The sequence below is a fragment of the Streptomyces sp. NPDC048211 genome (assembly GCF_043202315.1).
Classification (GTDB): domain Bacteria; phylum Actinomycetota; class Actinomycetes; order Streptomycetales; family Streptomycetaceae; genus Streptomyces.
Genome location: NZ_JBIDAD010000002.1, coordinates 155,948 through 170,255 on the forward strand (window position 1 = coordinate 155,948; position 14,308 = coordinate 170,255).

The 14,308-nt window shown below is 72.0% G+C and carries 14 protein-coding genes; 7 read left to right on the plus strand and 7 right to left on the minus strand.

Annotated elements, in window-relative coordinates:
• Positions 1 to 55 precede the first annotated feature (55 nt).
• Complete coding sequence (locus tag ACGFZA_RS07320) at positions 56 to 1,285, plus strand: sensor histidine kinase (RefSeq protein ID WP_393677854.1); 1,230 nt, start codon at positions 56 to 58, stop codon at positions 1,283 to 1,285.
• Positions 1,273 to 1,932: a LuxR C-terminal-related transcriptional regulator gene (locus ACGFZA_RS07325; protein WP_385279182.1), complete on the plus strand. Its 660-nt coding sequence runs from the start codon at positions 1,273 to 1,275 to the stop codon at positions 1,930 to 1,932. Before ACGFZA_RS07320 ends, ACGFZA_RS07325 begins: the two co-directional genes overlap by 13 nt.
• 76 nt (positions 1,933 to 2,008) lie before the next feature.
• Here the strand turns inward: ACGFZA_RS07325 and ACGFZA_RS07330 are convergent, their stop codons facing one another.
• The 4 genes from ACGFZA_RS07330 to ACGFZA_RS07345 all read right to left on the minus strand — a co-directional run bounded on the left by ACGFZA_RS07330 (position 2,009) and on the right by ACGFZA_RS07345 (position 5,208).
• Entirely contained in the window at positions 2,009 to 3,238 is a 1,230-nt protein-coding gene (locus ACGFZA_RS07330; protein ID WP_393677857.1) for a trypco2 family protein, read from the minus strand.
• Positions 3,228 to 4,256, minus strand: coding sequence for a caspase domain-containing protein (locus ACGFZA_RS07335; protein WP_393677859.1), 1,029 nt, complete (start codon positions 4,254 to 4,256; stop codon positions 3,228 to 3,230). Before ACGFZA_RS07335 ends, ACGFZA_RS07330 begins: the two co-directional genes overlap by 11 nt.
• Before the next feature lie 43 nt (positions 4,257 to 4,299).
• Positions 4,300 to 4,653 (minus strand): hypothetical protein, encoded by a 354-nt coding sequence (locus ACGFZA_RS07340; RefSeq protein ID WP_385279176.1) that lies wholly within the window; start codon positions 4,651 to 4,653, stop codon positions 4,300 to 4,302.
• Between the two features lie 168 nt (positions 4,654 to 4,821).
• Positions 4,822 to 5,208, minus strand: a complete 387-nt coding sequence (locus ACGFZA_RS07345) for a VOC family protein (protein ID WP_385279174.1) — start codon at positions 5,206 to 5,208, stop codon at positions 4,822 to 4,824.
• 60 nt (positions 5,209 to 5,268) lie between these two features.
• Here ACGFZA_RS07345 and ACGFZA_RS07350 point away from each other — a divergent pair, with 60 nt between their 5' ends.
• Together ACGFZA_RS07350 and ACGFZA_RS07355 are read left to right on the plus strand one after the other, a co-directional pair.
• Entirely contained in the window at positions 5,269 to 5,910 is a 642-nt protein-coding gene (locus tag ACGFZA_RS07350) for a nucleoside/nucleotide kinase family protein (RefSeq protein WP_393677862.1), read from the plus strand.
• Between the two features lie 67 nt (positions 5,911 to 5,977).
• Positions 5,978 to 7,108, plus strand: coding sequence for a M24 family metallopeptidase (locus ACGFZA_RS07355; RefSeq protein WP_385279170.1), 1,131 nt, complete (start codon positions 5,978 to 5,980; stop codon positions 7,106 to 7,108).
• Positions 7,109 to 7,218: 110 nt separating this feature from the next.
• Here the strand turns inward: ACGFZA_RS07355 and treZ are convergent, their stop codons facing one another.
• Complete coding sequence (gene treZ / locus ACGFZA_RS07360) at positions 7,219 to 8,979, minus strand: malto-oligosyltrehalose trehalohydrolase (RefSeq protein ID WP_385279168.1); 1,761 nt, start codon at positions 8,977 to 8,979, stop codon at positions 7,219 to 7,221.
• A 166-nt stretch (positions 8,980 to 9,145) separates the two neighbouring features.
• On the opposite strand from treZ, the gene ACGFZA_RS07365 reads away from it, so the two are divergent.
• Positions 9,146 to 10,501 (plus strand): GH1 family beta-glucosidase, encoded by a 1,356-nt coding sequence (locus ACGFZA_RS07365; RefSeq protein WP_393677865.1) that lies wholly within the window; start codon positions 9,146 to 9,148, stop codon positions 10,499 to 10,501.
• A 32-nt stretch (positions 10,502 to 10,533) separates the two neighbouring features.
• On the opposite strand, the gene ACGFZA_RS07370 is transcribed toward ACGFZA_RS07365, so the two are convergent.
• Both ACGFZA_RS07370 and ACGFZA_RS07375 read right to left on the minus strand, forming a co-directional pair.
• Entirely contained in the window at positions 10,534 to 11,445 is a 912-nt protein-coding gene (locus ACGFZA_RS07370; RefSeq protein WP_393677867.1) for a GNAT family N-acetyltransferase, read from the minus strand.
• Between the two features lie 229 nt (positions 11,446 to 11,674).
• Entirely contained in the window at positions 11,675 to 12,631 is a 957-nt protein-coding gene (locus ACGFZA_RS07375; RefSeq protein WP_393677869.1) for a GNAT family N-acetyltransferase, read from the minus strand.
• A 176-nt stretch (positions 12,632 to 12,807) separates the two neighbouring features.
• On the opposite strand from ACGFZA_RS07375, the gene ACGFZA_RS07380 reads away from it, so the two are divergent.
• Complete coding sequence (locus ACGFZA_RS07380) at positions 12,808 to 13,374, plus strand: FHA domain-containing protein (RefSeq protein WP_385279160.1); 567 nt, start codon at positions 12,808 to 12,810, stop codon at positions 13,372 to 13,374.
• 263 nt (positions 13,375 to 13,637) lie between these two features.
• Entirely contained in the window at positions 13,638 to 14,282 is a 645-nt protein-coding gene (locus tag ACGFZA_RS07385; protein ID WP_393677872.1) for a hypothetical protein, read from the plus strand.
• Positions 14,283 to 14,308: the final 26 nt, after the last annotated feature.

A 14,308-nucleotide genomic window follows, 5' to 3' on the forward strand; every position in this document is an offset into this window, starting at 1 on the left:
CCCGGGGTGACCGTCCCACTCCGGCGGCGGGCCGGCCCCCGTAACGTGGTGCGGCATGAGCACCACCCCCGCCCCGCTGACGGTCGCAGTCCGGCGCTCCTGGCATGCCTCGCGCTACACCCTCATCGGCATCCTGGTCGCGCTGTTGGCGTATGTCGCCACGTTTCTCGTGGTGGCGGCGCTGCTGTTCGCCCTCGCGGTCATCGGGCTGCCGGCGCTGCCCGAGGCGGCCAAGGCGCTGCACCGGTTCGCGGAGTGCGAGCGGCGCAGGGCGGCGGAGTACCTCGGGGTCCCGTTCCGGCCGACGCCGGATCTTCCGCTCGACGGCGGCGAACTCACGGAACGGGTCAGGCAGGTGCTCACCGATCCCGTCGCCCGGCGCGAGGCCCTGTGGCTGCCGTTCCAGGCGGTGGCCGGCTATGCCGTCGGCTGCCTCACGATGGTGCTGTGGCCGGTCGGGCTCCTGGTGGACGGGATCGTCCTGTCCGTCGTGCACCTGCTGGACCGACGGGCCGCCGACGAGTACGGCACGACGCCGCCCGAGCGCCGGGGCCCGGTCCTGCGCTGGCATCCCGCGCTCGCCGAACTGTCGGCGAGCTGGACGCGCTCCCTCCTGACGGCCCCGCACTCCGCCGAACTCGCCGCACGCGTCGCTCAGCTCACGGAGAGCAGGGCCGGTGCGGTCGAGGCCCACGGCGCCGAACTGCGCCGTATCGAACGTGACCTGCACGACGGCGCGCAGGCCCGCATCGTCGCGCTGTCGATGCGCATCGGCCTGGCCAAGCAGATGCTCGACCGCGACCCGGCCGCCGCGCGGCAGCGCCTGGACGAGGCCCAGGACGGTGTCGACGCGGCACTCGCGGAGCTGCGGCACGTGGTCCGCGGCATCCACCCGCCGATCCTGACCGACCGCGGACTGGCAGGTGCGGTACGGGCGTTGGCCGCCGACTCGGCCGTTCCTGTCAAGGTGGAGCTCGACGGCGTCGAGGGCGGCCGCCGGCTGCCCGCCGCCATCGAGGCCGCCGCCTACTTCGTGGTCGCCGAGGCACTCACCAACATCGGCAAGCACAGCGGCGCGAGAGCGGCGAGCGTGCGGATCGACCGGGCCCCCGGCGTGCTGCTCGTGGTCATCGGCGACGATGGGCGCGGCGGCGCGGACGAACGCGGCGGCAGCGGACTGGTCGGGATCAGGCGGCGGATCGCCGCCCTGGACGGCACCACCCGCATCAGCAGCCCCACCGGGGGGCCGACGGACATCGAAGTGGAGCTGCCGTGCGGATCGTGATCGCCGAGGACAACGCCCTCCTGCGGGAGGGCCTGATCCTCCTGCTCACCAGCTCGGGCCACGAGGTGGTGGCGGACGCCGCAGCCGGCCCCGAGGTGCTGCCGGCACTCCTGGAGCACCGCCCGGACGCCGCCGTACTCGACGTCCGTCTGCCGCCCACCTTCCGCGACGAGGGACTGCGCGCCGCGATCGCCGCCCGCGAGGAGATGCCCGACCTGCCGATCCTGGTCCTGTCCCAGTACGTCGAGGAGACCTACGCCGCCGAACTGCTCGCCCGGGGCGCGCAGGGCATCGGCTACCTGCTCAAGGACCGGGTGGGCCGGGTCGACCAGTTCCTCCAGGCCCTGGACCGGGTGGCGTCCGGCGGCACCGCACTCGACCCCGAGGTGGTGAGCCAGCTGCTCACCCGCAAGGCGTCCGCGCAGCCGCTGCTCAGCCTCACGCCCCGCGAGCGGGAAGTCCTGGAACTGATGGCCCAGGGCAAGGCGAACGGCACCATCGCCACCGAACTCGTCGTCACGGAACGGGCGGTGAGCAAGCACATCGGATCGATCTTCGCCAAGCTCGGCCTCGAACCGGACGACGGATCGGTCCACCGCCGTGTCCTGGCGGTCCTGGCGTACCTGGACGGCAACGGGGGGCGGTGACTACCGCGGACGACCGTCGCGTGGGTTCTGGGCGCGCGCAGAGGCTCACGCCAGATGTCCCGTTGATGTCGGGCCGTCACACGTAATCCACCGGCCCGGCGGCGTCACCTGGCCCGGAGGCATCGTCTCCGATCAGTAACGCCCCTCCGTGAAACGACTGGGGTTTCAGTTCGAGTCGAATGCGGTGCTGGGCCGCGCCGCCGCTCCGGTCGGGGCCGCCGGCCAGGACCATGACGCGGACTCCTGCCCTGGTGTGAGGGTCCTCCCGAAGCTCGACGCCGAACTCCAGCTCGATCGGGCCGACCTCGAATCTGAGATCGTCGCTGCGCGAGGCGGAGGCGCTGCTGCGCAGCGCCTCACGTACCGCCTCGATGGCTGTGGCCAGCTCCACGTATGTGTTGCGTTCCAGCGCCAATGGTCCGGTTCCTTTCTTGGCGGAGTGCTCCGGTGCGGGCTCGGGCCATGAGCCGGTTTCCTCCCACGGGCCGAAGCCTGTGAGAGTCACACTGGTGGACGAGACACCCAAGTCGGTTGCGAGGACTTGTGGATCGTGGCGCGCGGCGGCCAGGTAGGCGCGCGCCCCCTGGATCGCGTCGTGCGCAGGCCCGGCACCGCGTTCCTTCTGGATGGCGTTCTGAGCGTGCAGGGCCCGGCTCAGCAATGCCTCGCCATTGCGCGCTCCCGCTGCGATCGCCTCGCGGTAGAAACCGACAGCCCGGTCCATGTCGCTCGTCGCCGTGTCGTAGTCGCCGGTCGCGGCAGCGATGACTGCGCTGCTGTTCAGGCCCGTGGCGAGCAGTAGTGTCTGCGTCGGGTCGCGGCCATGAATGGTGTGGAGCCTCTCGTACGCGCTGACCGCCCGGTGTGCGGAGTCCAGGGCTTCCGCGAGGTCGCCCTGCTCCGCCACCAGGCCGGACTGCGCCAAACAGGCCTGGGCCAGGACCGCCAGGGCGTCCGCGGAACCGGGGCTCCTGGCAGTCAGCTCCTCGGCGACGGACCGGGCTTCGCCGAGGATGTCCAACGCCTCATCGTGTGAACCCAGCGCGCTCAAGCGGTAGGCGAGAACCAGCAGTGCCTTGGCGAGGCGTACTACACCGCCGTGCTCGTAGCTCGCCGGCATCGCCAGGCGAGAGGCGTGGACGGCCTCCTGCGTACAGGACAGCGCGCGCCTCAAGTCCCCCGCTTCGTGCCAGTGTTCGCCGGCCAGCAAGGCGGTGTCCGCCCATTGCCCGTACTGCTCGGGGGTCTTGGACTCCAGGAGCCGTACCGTCTGCAGAATCCGCAGGACGGAGGGATTAATGCCCATCGTGCGTACCCCCCTGTGCGGTGTCGCATGCGACCGGTGCGTCGGTGGGGGTGACAGGAGTCGTGGGGTGTCCGCGCATGCCGATGATGCGCTCGGCGTACTCCGGGTCGTGGACGACGATGGTTCCGTCGGGAAGCCAGCTGAGCAGGCCCGGGCGCTGTTCCGCGTCGGCCGGTGCCTCGGACGTCACGCTCACCGCACTGGTGGGAGCAGCCGGTGTCGGCACGTCCGCGGATACCGCACCCGGCTCCGCTGGAGGGGCGGCTGCCTGCCGCATCACGAGATCGCCGGCCGTTCCGACCGTGGCCATCAGAGGCTGGTGTTCGACGTTGAACCGGTCCATGCGCTTCTCCGTGCGCCGGAACAGCTCACCGAGCAGCAGAGGAGCGGTGTCACCGTCCCCGTTCTCCAGCACCGTCACCAGGTGCCCGGTGAACGCGGTGTACCTGGTCAGCGGATCGGATGCCTCCGAAGACTGTGTGGGTCCGCTCGATGCCATGACGCAGACTCCGTCGACGAGGCCCTCCTCGACATCCTCGTTAACCTTCGCCTGGTCGAGCAGCTCCTCCTCGGCCATCGCCTCGGCGTCATCACCGCCGAGCACCTTCGTCGCGATGCCGCTGAAGCAGCAGTCGAGGACCAGCACCACGACACGGGCACGTGCCCCACGCAGCAGGCCCCGCAGAACGGTGTAGCGCAGCCCGGTGGTCTCGACCGATTCGCCGCTCGCGGTGGTGCACGTCGTGAGGTACAGCTCACGTTCCGCGCCGACGCGCGAACCATGGCCGACGTAGTACACGAACAGAACATCGGTTGCCTGTTCCGCCGCACGTTTGACGGCGGCGCGGATTCCGTCGGCCGTATGCGGATTGAGCATGGTGCGCGTGTATTCACGCTTGGGGTGGAAACCCGCGTAGGCGGGATCGGTGAGGAGCTCCTTCAGGCGCAACACGTTGTACGAGGCACCCTCGACGCTCTCGAAGGTCCCGTCGTCCGGGTACTCCGCGACCCCGATCAATACCGCACGGGACCTGTCCGGGCGTAACGATCGCATGTTCGGGTCAGGCCGCGTCCAGTTCGTCGACCTTGCGTTGGATCTCAGCGGCGTCCAGTCCCGTCACCGTGAACTGCTTGCCGTCCTTCTCCACGGTCACAGTGATGTGCGCGGCCGCCGCTGCCCGCCGCTGTTCACGCCACTGCGCGATCACCACACCGAGGGAGGTGGCGCTGAACGCACCGCTCAGGGTGAGTTGGATGATCGCCACCGCACCCAGTTTGCCGGGCCCGGGCTCTTCGTCGAGCAGCCGGGGCGCGGCATGCCTGCGTGCGTCGGCGTCGTCCACAAGCCAGTCGAACAGTTCGGCCGAGACATCCTCGCCGTCCCCCTCCGCGACACACCTGATCAGGATCTGCATCGTGGCCCCCTGCCCCGTCGTGATTCGCGACGAGCATACGGCGACACCGCGACCGATGAACCCCGAATCGACGAGTCGGGCGACGCGGAAGCGGGCGCGGTGCAGACGGTGCCGCGGACCCGCCTGATCGGCCGGGGCGTCAGCGCACGGGCCGGTCCGTGTCGCGCCTCACGCGGGCTGGAGCAGATCCCAGCGGTTGCCGTACAGGTCCTCGAAGACCGCCACCGAGCCGTAGACCTCGTGCCGCGGCTCCTCCAGGAACCGGACCCCGGCCGCCCGCATGCGCGCGTGGTCGCCGGCGAAGTCCTCGGTGTGCAGGAAGAAGCCGACCCGCCCACCGGTCTGCGCCCCGACACTGGCCCCCTGCGCCTCGTCCTTGGCGCGGGCCAGCAGCAGCCCCGTGCCCTCGGTGCCGCGCGGCCGCACCACGACCCAGCGGGAGCCGTCCCCCCGGTCGGTGTCCTCGACCAGCTCGAAGCCGAGGGCGTCGGTGTAGAAGGCGCGGGCCTCGTCGTAGTCGCGGACGACCAGGGTGACCAGAGCGATGTGGGACATGGGATTCCTCGCGAGACGGAAGGGGAGGCCCGCCGGGCCCGTAGCGGGACAATATCCGCCATGGACACCAGTGACCTCACCGGACTGACGGCCCGCGCCCGCCGCCTCGCCCTGGCCGGGGACCGCCGCGTCCTCGGCATCGCGGGCCCGCCCGGGGCCGGGAAGTCCACCCTGGCCGAGCGGCTCGTCGACGCCCTCGGGCCGCTCGCCGTCCTCGTCCCGATGGACGGCTTCCACCTGGCCCGGGCCGAACTGGAACGGCTCGGCCGGGCGGACCGCAAGGGCGCGCCCGACACCTTCGACGCCGCCGGATACGCGGCGCTCCTGCGCCGGCTGCGGGCACCCGAACCGGGGACCGTCGTGTACGCGCCCGCCTTCGACCGGTCCCTGGAGGAGCCGGTCGCGGGCTCCGTACCCGTACCGCCGGATGTCCCGCTGGTCGTCACCGAGGGCAACTACCTCCTGTACGGGGAGGGGCCCTGGGCGCAGGTGCGCGGACTGCTGGACGAGGCGTGGTTCCTGGAGCTCGACGACACCGTGCGCGTCCGCAGGCTCGTCGAGCGGCATGTGCGGTTCGGCAAGGCTCCGGCGTACGCGGAGCGCTGGGTGGCCCGTTCCGACGAGGCCAACGCGCGGCTCGTCGCCCCGGGGCGCGCGCGTGCCGACCTCGTCGTACGGCCGGCGACCGGCGCGCCGTCCTGAGGCTCGCGACCGGGCTCCGGGGCGGGCAGGATGCAGAGAGCCGTTCCGCGTCGCCAGGAGGTCCCGCATGTCCAGCCCGAACCAGCCCGTCCCGTTCACCGCCGACGACTACCGGGCCCGGATGGTGCGGGCCGCCGAGAGCGCCGCCGCTGCCGGGCTCGCCGGGGTGCTGGTCGCACCGGGACCCGACCTGGTCTACCTGACGGGATACCAGCCCACCGCGATCACCGAGCGCCTCACCGTCCTGGTGCTCACCGCCGGCCAGGACCCGGTGCTGGTCGTGCCGACCCTGGAGGCCCCGGACGCGGAGAAGGCCGTCGGCGCCCCCGCGCTGACCCTGCGCGACTGGACCGACGGCAAGGACCCGTACGCCGTCACCGCGCCGCTGCTCGACGCCCAGGGCCGGTTCGGGATCAGCGACAACGCCTGGGCGATGCATCTGCTCGGCCTCCAGCAGCTGCTGCCGGGGACTTCGTACGCCTCCCTCACCGAGGCGCTGCCGATGCTGCGCGCCGTCAAGGACGCCCATGAGCTGGACCGGCTCACGGCGGCCGGGGCCGCGGCCGACGCCACGTACGAGGAGATCCTGAAGGTCCGGTTCTCCGGCCGCAAGGAGACCGAGGTGGCCGCCGATCTGGCCCGGCTGCTCACCGGCTTCGGCCACTCCCAGGTCGACTTCACCGTGGTCGGCTCCGGACCCAACGGCGCCAACCCGCACCACGAGGCGGGGGACCGCACCATCGAGCGGGGCGACATGGTCGTGCTCGACTTCGGCGGCCTCAAGCACGGCTACGGCTCCGACACCTCCCGCACTGTCCACGTCGGCGAGCCCACCCCCGAGGAGCAGCGGGTCCACGACATCGTGCGGGAGGCGCAGGCGGCGGGCTGCAACGCGGTGCGGCCCGGTGTCGCCTGCCAGGAGATCGACCGGGCGGCCCGCGCGGTCATCACCGAGTTCGGCTACGGGGACCGCTTCATCCACCGCACCGGCCACGGCATCGGCGTGACCACCCACGAACCCCCGTACATGATCGAGGGCGAGGAGCAGCCGCTCGTCCCCGGCATGTGCTTCTCGGTGGAGCCCGGCATCTATCTGCCGGGCCGGTTCGGCGTACGGATCGAGGACATCGTGACCGTCACCGAGGACGGCGGCCGGCGCCTCAACGCCACGGCGCGCGAACTGGCGATCGTGGAGTAGAGCCACCGGGCCCCGGCCCCGGCCCCGGCCCCGGCCCCGGCCCCGGCCCCGGCCCCGGCCCCGGCCCCGGCCCCGGGCCTTGGCCCCTGCCCACCGGCAGCCGTCAGCCGTCAGTCGTCGGCCAGCACCACGCACGACTCCGGTGGCAGATGCAGCGTCCCGTCCGCGCCGGGCGCGTCGACGGGCAGCCAGGCGGCCAGCACCCGGCCCCCGCCACCGCGGTGCCGGCCGCCGCCCAGCGCGATGGTGGCCGGCTTCTCGTCGAGGTTGACCGCGATCCGCAGATCCCCCCGGCGGAACGCCAGCCAGCGCGCCTCGTCGTCGTGGGCGGTCCGCACCGCCGCCAGGTCCGGATCGCTGAGGTCGGGCAACGCGTGGCGCAGCGCGATCAGTTCGCGGTACCAGGCGTGCAGGCGGGCGTGCGGTTCGCGCGCGGGTTCGCTCCAGTCCAGACAGGAACGGGCGCGGGTTGCCGGGTCCTGCGGGTCCGGGATGTCCTCCTCGGCCCAGCCGTGGGCACCGAACTCCCGTCGCCTGCCGGTGCGGACGGCCTCGGCGAGCTCCGGATCGGTGTGGTCGGTGAAGAACTGCCAGGGTGTGCGGGCGCCCCACTCCTCCCCCATGAACAGCATCGGGGTGAAGGGCCCGGTCAGCACGAGCGCCGCCGCGCAGGCCAGCAGGCCGGGGGAGAGGGAAGCGGCGAGCCGGTCACCGAGCGCCCGGTTGCCGATCTGGTCGTGGGTCTGGGCGTAGCCGACGAAGCGGTGGGCGGCACTGCGGGTGACGTCGACGGGGCGGCCGTGCGTACGGCCGCGGAAACTGGAGTACGTACCGTCGTGGAAGAAGGCGCTCGTCACGGTCTTGGCGAGCCCGGCCAGCGGGGCGGCCGCGAAGTCCGCGTAGTAGCCCTGGGCCTCGCCGGTCAGCGCGGTGTGCAGACAGTGGTGGAAGTCGTCGTTCCACTGGGCGTGCAGTCCGATGCCGCCGGACTCGCGCGGGGTCGTCGTGCGCGGGTCGCAGAGGTCGGACTCCGCGATGAGGGAGAGGGGACGTCCGAGTCCGGCGGAGAGCGCGTCGGTGGCGGCGGACAGCTCCTCCAGGAAGGTGAGCGCCCGGGTGTCGGCCAGCGCGTGGACGGCGTCGAGCCGCAGTCCGTCCAGCCGGTAGTCGCGCAGCCAGGCGAGCGCGCTGCCCAGCAGGAAGGCCCGCACCTCGTCGGATCCGGGCGCGTCCAGATTGACCGCCGCGCCCCACGGCGTGTGATGCGTCTCGGTGAAGTACGGACCGAAGACGGGGAGGTAGTTGCCGGAGGGGCCCAGGTGGTTGTGGACCACGTCCAGGACGACGGCGAGCCCCAGCCCGTGCGCCGTGTCGACAAAGCGCTTCAGTCCCTCGGGGCCGCCGTACGGTTCGTGCACGGCCCACAGCGACACCCCTTCGTACCCCCAGCCGTGGACGCCGGGAAACGGGCAGACCGGCATCAGCGACACATGGGTGACGCCCAGATCGGCGAGGTGCCCCAGCCTGGCCGCCGCCGCGTCGAAGGTGCCCTCGGCCGTGTACGTACCGATGTGCAGCTCATACAGGACGGCGCCCGGAAGCCCGCGTCCCGCCCATGCGCTGCGCCAGGTGTACGCGTCGTGGTCGACGACCGCGGAGTCCCCGTCCGGCCCGTCCGGCTGGCGGCGCGAGCGGGGGTCGGGGCGCACCGGGCCGTCGTCGAGAGCGAATCCGTAGCGGTCGCCGTCCGCCGCCTGTGCCTGTGCCGTCCACCAGCCGGCCCGGTCCGGATCACGCTCCATCGTCCGCAGCTCACCCGACAGCCGCAGGACGGCCGATTCCGCGTCCGGTGCCCATACCTCGAACAACATGCAGCGCTCCCTCGTCTCCGTGTACCGGCCCATGGTCGGCAGAAGACGCGATCTTCGACCCCACGACACTGGATCGCGCCCGTTACTGGCGATTAAGGTCTGGTTCTGATCATTGCCCTGACCGGTTCCGCCCTACGCACTTCCTCTGACACCTGTGGAGGCCGAGATGACCGTGCCGCCGTTTCCGCCCGGATTCCTCTGGGGCGCATCCGCCTCCGCCTTCCAGACCGAGGGCGCCGCCGATACCGACGGCAAGGGGCCCTCCGGCTGGGACGCCTTCGCCGCGCAGCCCGGACGGATCAAGGACGGAACCGACACCACCCGCGGCACCGGCTTCCACCGGCACTACCGTGAGGACGTCGCCCTGCTGGCCGGGCTCGGCGCCGACGCCTTCCGGTTCTCGGTGAGCTGGCCGCGCGTCGTCCCCGGCGGCAGCGGACCGGTCAACCCGCAGGGGCTCGACTTCTACGACCGCCTCGTCGACGAACTCTGCGCCCACGGCATCACCCCCGCCCCCACCCTCTACCACTGGGACACCCCGCTGCCGCTGGACGAGGACGGCGGCTGGCTCAACCGCGACACGGCCTACCGGTTCGCCGAGTACGCGGGCATCGTCGCCGAACGGCTCGCCGACCGCGTACCCATGTGGATCACCCTCAACGAACCCGCCGAAGTGACCCTGCTCGGCTATGCGCTCGGCGAGCACGCGCCGGGCCGCGCCCTCCTCTTCGACGCGCTGCCCGCGGCCCACCACCAGCTCCTCGCCCACGGCCTGGCCGTCCGCGCGCTGCGGGCCGCCGGCGCCGGCAACATCGGCATAGCGGTCTCGCACACCCCCGTCTGGACGGCGGGGGAGACCGAGGAGGACCGCTTCGGCGCCGAGCTGTACGACACCCTCACCAACTGGCTGTTCGCCGACCCCCTCCTCACCGGCCGCTACCCGGACGAGAACTTCGCCGCCCTGATGCCAGGCCCCGTCGAGGACGACCTGCGGACCATCTCCACCCCGCTCGACTGGTACGGCGTCAACTACTACAACCCCACCCTGGTCGGCGCCCCCAGGGCCGATGCGCTCGACACCTTCGCCGGCTTCGGCATGCCCGCCGAACTCCCCTTCGGCATCAGGGAGATCGAGGGATACGAGAAGACGGACTTCGGCTGGCCCGTCGTCCCCGACGGACTGCGCGAGACCCTGGTCCAGCTACGGGACCGCTACGGCGACCGGCTCCCACCGCTCTACGTCACCGAGAACGGCTGCGCCGTCGACGAACCCACCGCGGACACCCGCCGGATCGCCTACCTCGACGGTCACCTGGGCGCCCTGCGGCAGGCCATCGACGCCGGCGTCGACGTACGCGGCTACTTCACCTGGTCGCTCACCGACAACATCGAGTGGACCGAGGGGGTCAGCAAGCGCTTCGGCCTGGTCCACATCGACTACGAGACGCTGCGCCGCACGCCCAAGGAGTCGTACGCCTGGTACCGCGACGTCATCAGGCAGCAGCGCGGGCACGGGGGCTGACGCGCGGTCACGCACCGGCCCCCGCCCGGCCGTCAGGCCAGGTGGATCCGCTCCTGCGTCACCGGATGCCCGGCCCTCGCGAACGCGGCCGCCATCGGTACGTTCCCCCGGTCGGTCGCACCCGCGATGAACTCGGCGCCCCTGGCGGCCAGGAAGTGCGTGCACTCCACGAGCAGGTCGTAGCCGTAGCCATGGCCGCGGGCCTCGGGCACGACCCCGATGAAGCCGATGCACGGCCCCGACGGGTTGTGCGCGGGGATGTGGAGACCGGCCGGCTCGCCGTCCGGCGTGTACGCCACCTGCCACCAGTCACGCGGCGAGGGGCACCAGTGGAAGAAGTCGAGCTCCTCCTGAGCCGCGGCGTCCAGCCCGCCGGGCCCCTCGATCGCCCGCAGAGCGTGCGCGTCGAGCGTGACGGAGTGGATCCGGCGCAGCAGGCCGAGGATCACCGCGTCGTCGGGCTCCGGACGGAAGGCCAGCCTGCCGGGTCGTGCGGGCAGGCCGCAGTCCGGCGTCCACCGGTACTGGTACCGCTCGACCAGCGGCTCCATGCCGGCCGCCGCGGCGGCTGCGATCCTGGCCTCGGCGGCCGCCCGGATCGCGGGGACCTCGCGCCAGTTGGCGGGAAGGCCCAGTTCGTACTCGGCGTGCAGTGGGGAGCGGCGCAGCAGCTCCGCGCCCGCCTCGTCCTCCCCGTCGGCGAAGTCGAACCAGTTGAGCAGGACGGGCTCGGTGTCATCGGGGCCGGCCCACCAGGCGGCCCGGGCGACGACGGTGTCGTCGCGCAGGGCGATCCAGGTCCACTCGGGGCGGTACTCCCCGCCGTCGCCCACGGTGGTGTAGCGGTGCCCGAAAGCGGCACGGCCGACGAGAGAGGCGTCCTGCAGGGTGTCGAAAAGAGAGGCGTCGCTCTGCGAGAGCGCGCGAATGACCAGACCGGTCATGAAGAGGTCCTCCGGAAGCAGACTGTGCGCTCCCGGTCAGGCCGGGTCGGACACCGCCCGGCGGACGGGACGGGAGCGCGGGAACGAAGTGGTACGCGGGATGGTGCCGTTGCTCGTGCCCATGTGCCTCGCCTCCTTCCTCGACCGGGGCCGGATGCCCTCGCGGATACGGTATCCGCCTCCCGGCGGACCGTCCAGAGGATTCCGGACGGCCCGCGCGGAACGTGCGTCAGTCGTCCCACACCATGTCGAAGGCGCGCTCGAAGTTGACGTAGCCGAGCCGCGCGAAGGACTTCGCCATCGGCACGTTGCCGAGGTCCGTCGCGGCCCGGATACGCTCCACGCCCTCCTGTCCGGCGAGCACCCGGGTGCCCTCGGCGAGGATCTCGTCGATGTAGCCGTGACCGCGCTGTGCGGGGACCACACCGATGTACGCGATGATCGGGTTGTAGCTGTTGCGGGCCGGGATCACGAAGCCGACCGGTTCGCCGTCCGGGAGTTCGGCGACGCGCCACCACTCCTGCGGGGTGGAGTAGAGGGCGAGCTCCTCGTCGTAGTGCTTCTCCGCGGCCTCGCGCGCCGACAGGCCCGACGTCAGGTCCTGCTGACCGTGGGCGTCGAGCGTGCCCTCCATCACCGGCGTCATCAACGCGAGGAGATCCTCGCGCCCGGCGACCGGACGGAACCGCAGCCGCCCGCTGCCTGCGGGCACGGGGGTGCCCGCACGCCACTCCAGGCGCAGCCGCTCCACGAGCATCCGGGCACCGGTGCGCTCCATGACCCGGATACGCGCCTCGACGGCATCGCGGACCGCCGGGTCCTCGCGCCAGTCCGGCGGTACGTAGCGCCCGTACTCGGGGCGCGGGGCGCCGGCCGGAACGACTGCCGCGGTCGCCGCCTCCAGCAGCCGCAGTCCCGCCTCCCCGCGCTCGGGCTCGGGCAGCGTGTCGTCCAGGTCGAAGAAGTCGAGGAAGAGCGGCTCCTTGCCGTCCTTGCTCCACCAGGCGATCCTCGCCACCACCCGGTCACCCCGCAGGGCCACCCACATCCACTCCGGGCGGCGCCGGCCCGATGCGAGGTCGTCCGCGAGTTCGTGGTCGAGGACGTAGGACAGCCGGCAGAACAGGTCCAGCTCCTCCGGGCCGCTGATCGGACGGACGGTCGGTTCGAGTGGTGCGTCGAGCACAAATCCCCCACAGGTGTACGGGCTCGTCCCGGCGGTCGCCGGGACGGCACGGCGGCCGACCTTAGCAACGTCCGGCGCGCAAGGTCCCTCGAATATCGCGGAGCCGTGCAGGTCAGGAGGGCGGAAAGAGGCGTTGTTCTGGACACTCCGGGCCGGTCGGCCCGACAATTGGTTCCGTGACGTCCTCCTTCGAGTCCCACACGTATCCCGCGCGGCTGTCCGACGCCCAGCGCGACCGTGTTCTCGGTGTGCTCAGAGAGGGTGCCGCGCAGGGCAAGCTGTCCCATGACACCTTCATGCGGCGCATGGAACTGGCCCTGATCGCCAGCCGTCTCGACCAACTGGAGGCGCTCACCGCCGACCTGGAGAGCGACGGCCGCTGGTCGCGGCAGCTCTTCCGGGCCGTCAGCGGGGTCTCCGGCTTTCCCGAGCGGGTGCGCAGGGCGTGGCGGGCCGAGCGGCTGCCCAAACTGCTGCTGCCCGCGCCGAGTCCGCACCCGCTGCTCATCGGCCGCGATCCGGGCAACGGACTCCGGCTCAGCCACGAGACGGTGTCGCGGATGCACGCCGAACTCACCGCGCACGGCGGCTGGTGGGTGCTGCGCGACCTCGGCTCGACCAACGGCACCTGTGTCAACGGGCAGCGCGTCACGGGGACGGTGCCGGTGCGCGAGGGAGACCAGGTGAGCTTCGGCAGGATGACCTTCCGGCTCTCCGCGCCTCCGCCCCGCCCGCCGGCGTAGCCGCGGGCGTTCACGCCTGCCGGCGCAGCACGCGGTCCGCCGGGGTGAAGGAAGGCCTCGCCGGCCGCCCCGGGAGCGTCGGATGCGGGTGGATGCGTGGGCCACGTCGCGGTGTTCGGCCTCCCCGCCGACGATCAGCCGGCTCCCGGCGATCATCTCCGAGACGTGCGGCCCGACCATGTGCGCCCCGAGGACCGGCCGCCGCGCTCCGCGACCACCCTCACCCTGCCGCCCCGCCCGTGCAGACTGTCTATGCTGCCCTGATGACTGCAGTGGACATGAAGAAGGCGCAGAGCCCGACCCTGGACCGGGGAGGGTATGTCCTGTTCACCCTCGGTGTGGTGGTGCTCGGCTGGATCATCGCCGCGGTCAACACGGGCATCTCCTACCTCGCGTTGGGCATGGACGTCATCCCGATCGTCACCGGCCTCATCGGGTGTTTCGCCCTCGCGATCCTCCTGCGTCTCCTCCACTGCGCATGGTGGCTCGCGGTCCTCTCCTTCCTGCCTGCCGTGTTCGTGCTCGTGGGCTCGGTCCAGTACGCGCCCGAGGCGGCGCTCGACGGCCGGGGTGTGCGCGAGACCGTCCGCGTCACCGCCGACAGCGCCGCGGTGAGCGGCGGCTCGGATCACCACTTCACCCTCGAGGGAAGGCTGGGCGAGCTCGACGAGACCCTGGACTACAGCGGGGACCACCCGGACTGGGAGGTGGGCGACCGGATCGAGGTCATCAGCGATCCGAAGGGCGTCGTCCCGCTGGAAGCCGCCACCGACGTCGATGCGGACGACGCGCTCGGCATGCTCGTCATGGGCGTCGTCGGCTGGACGTGCATCACGCTCCTGGCCGGCCGGCGCGGATTCGTCCGGCGCCGCGCGGGCCGGCGTCCCGCGTTCGAAGACGTCGACTGAGCCGCGGCCGTCCCGTGGGACGTGCC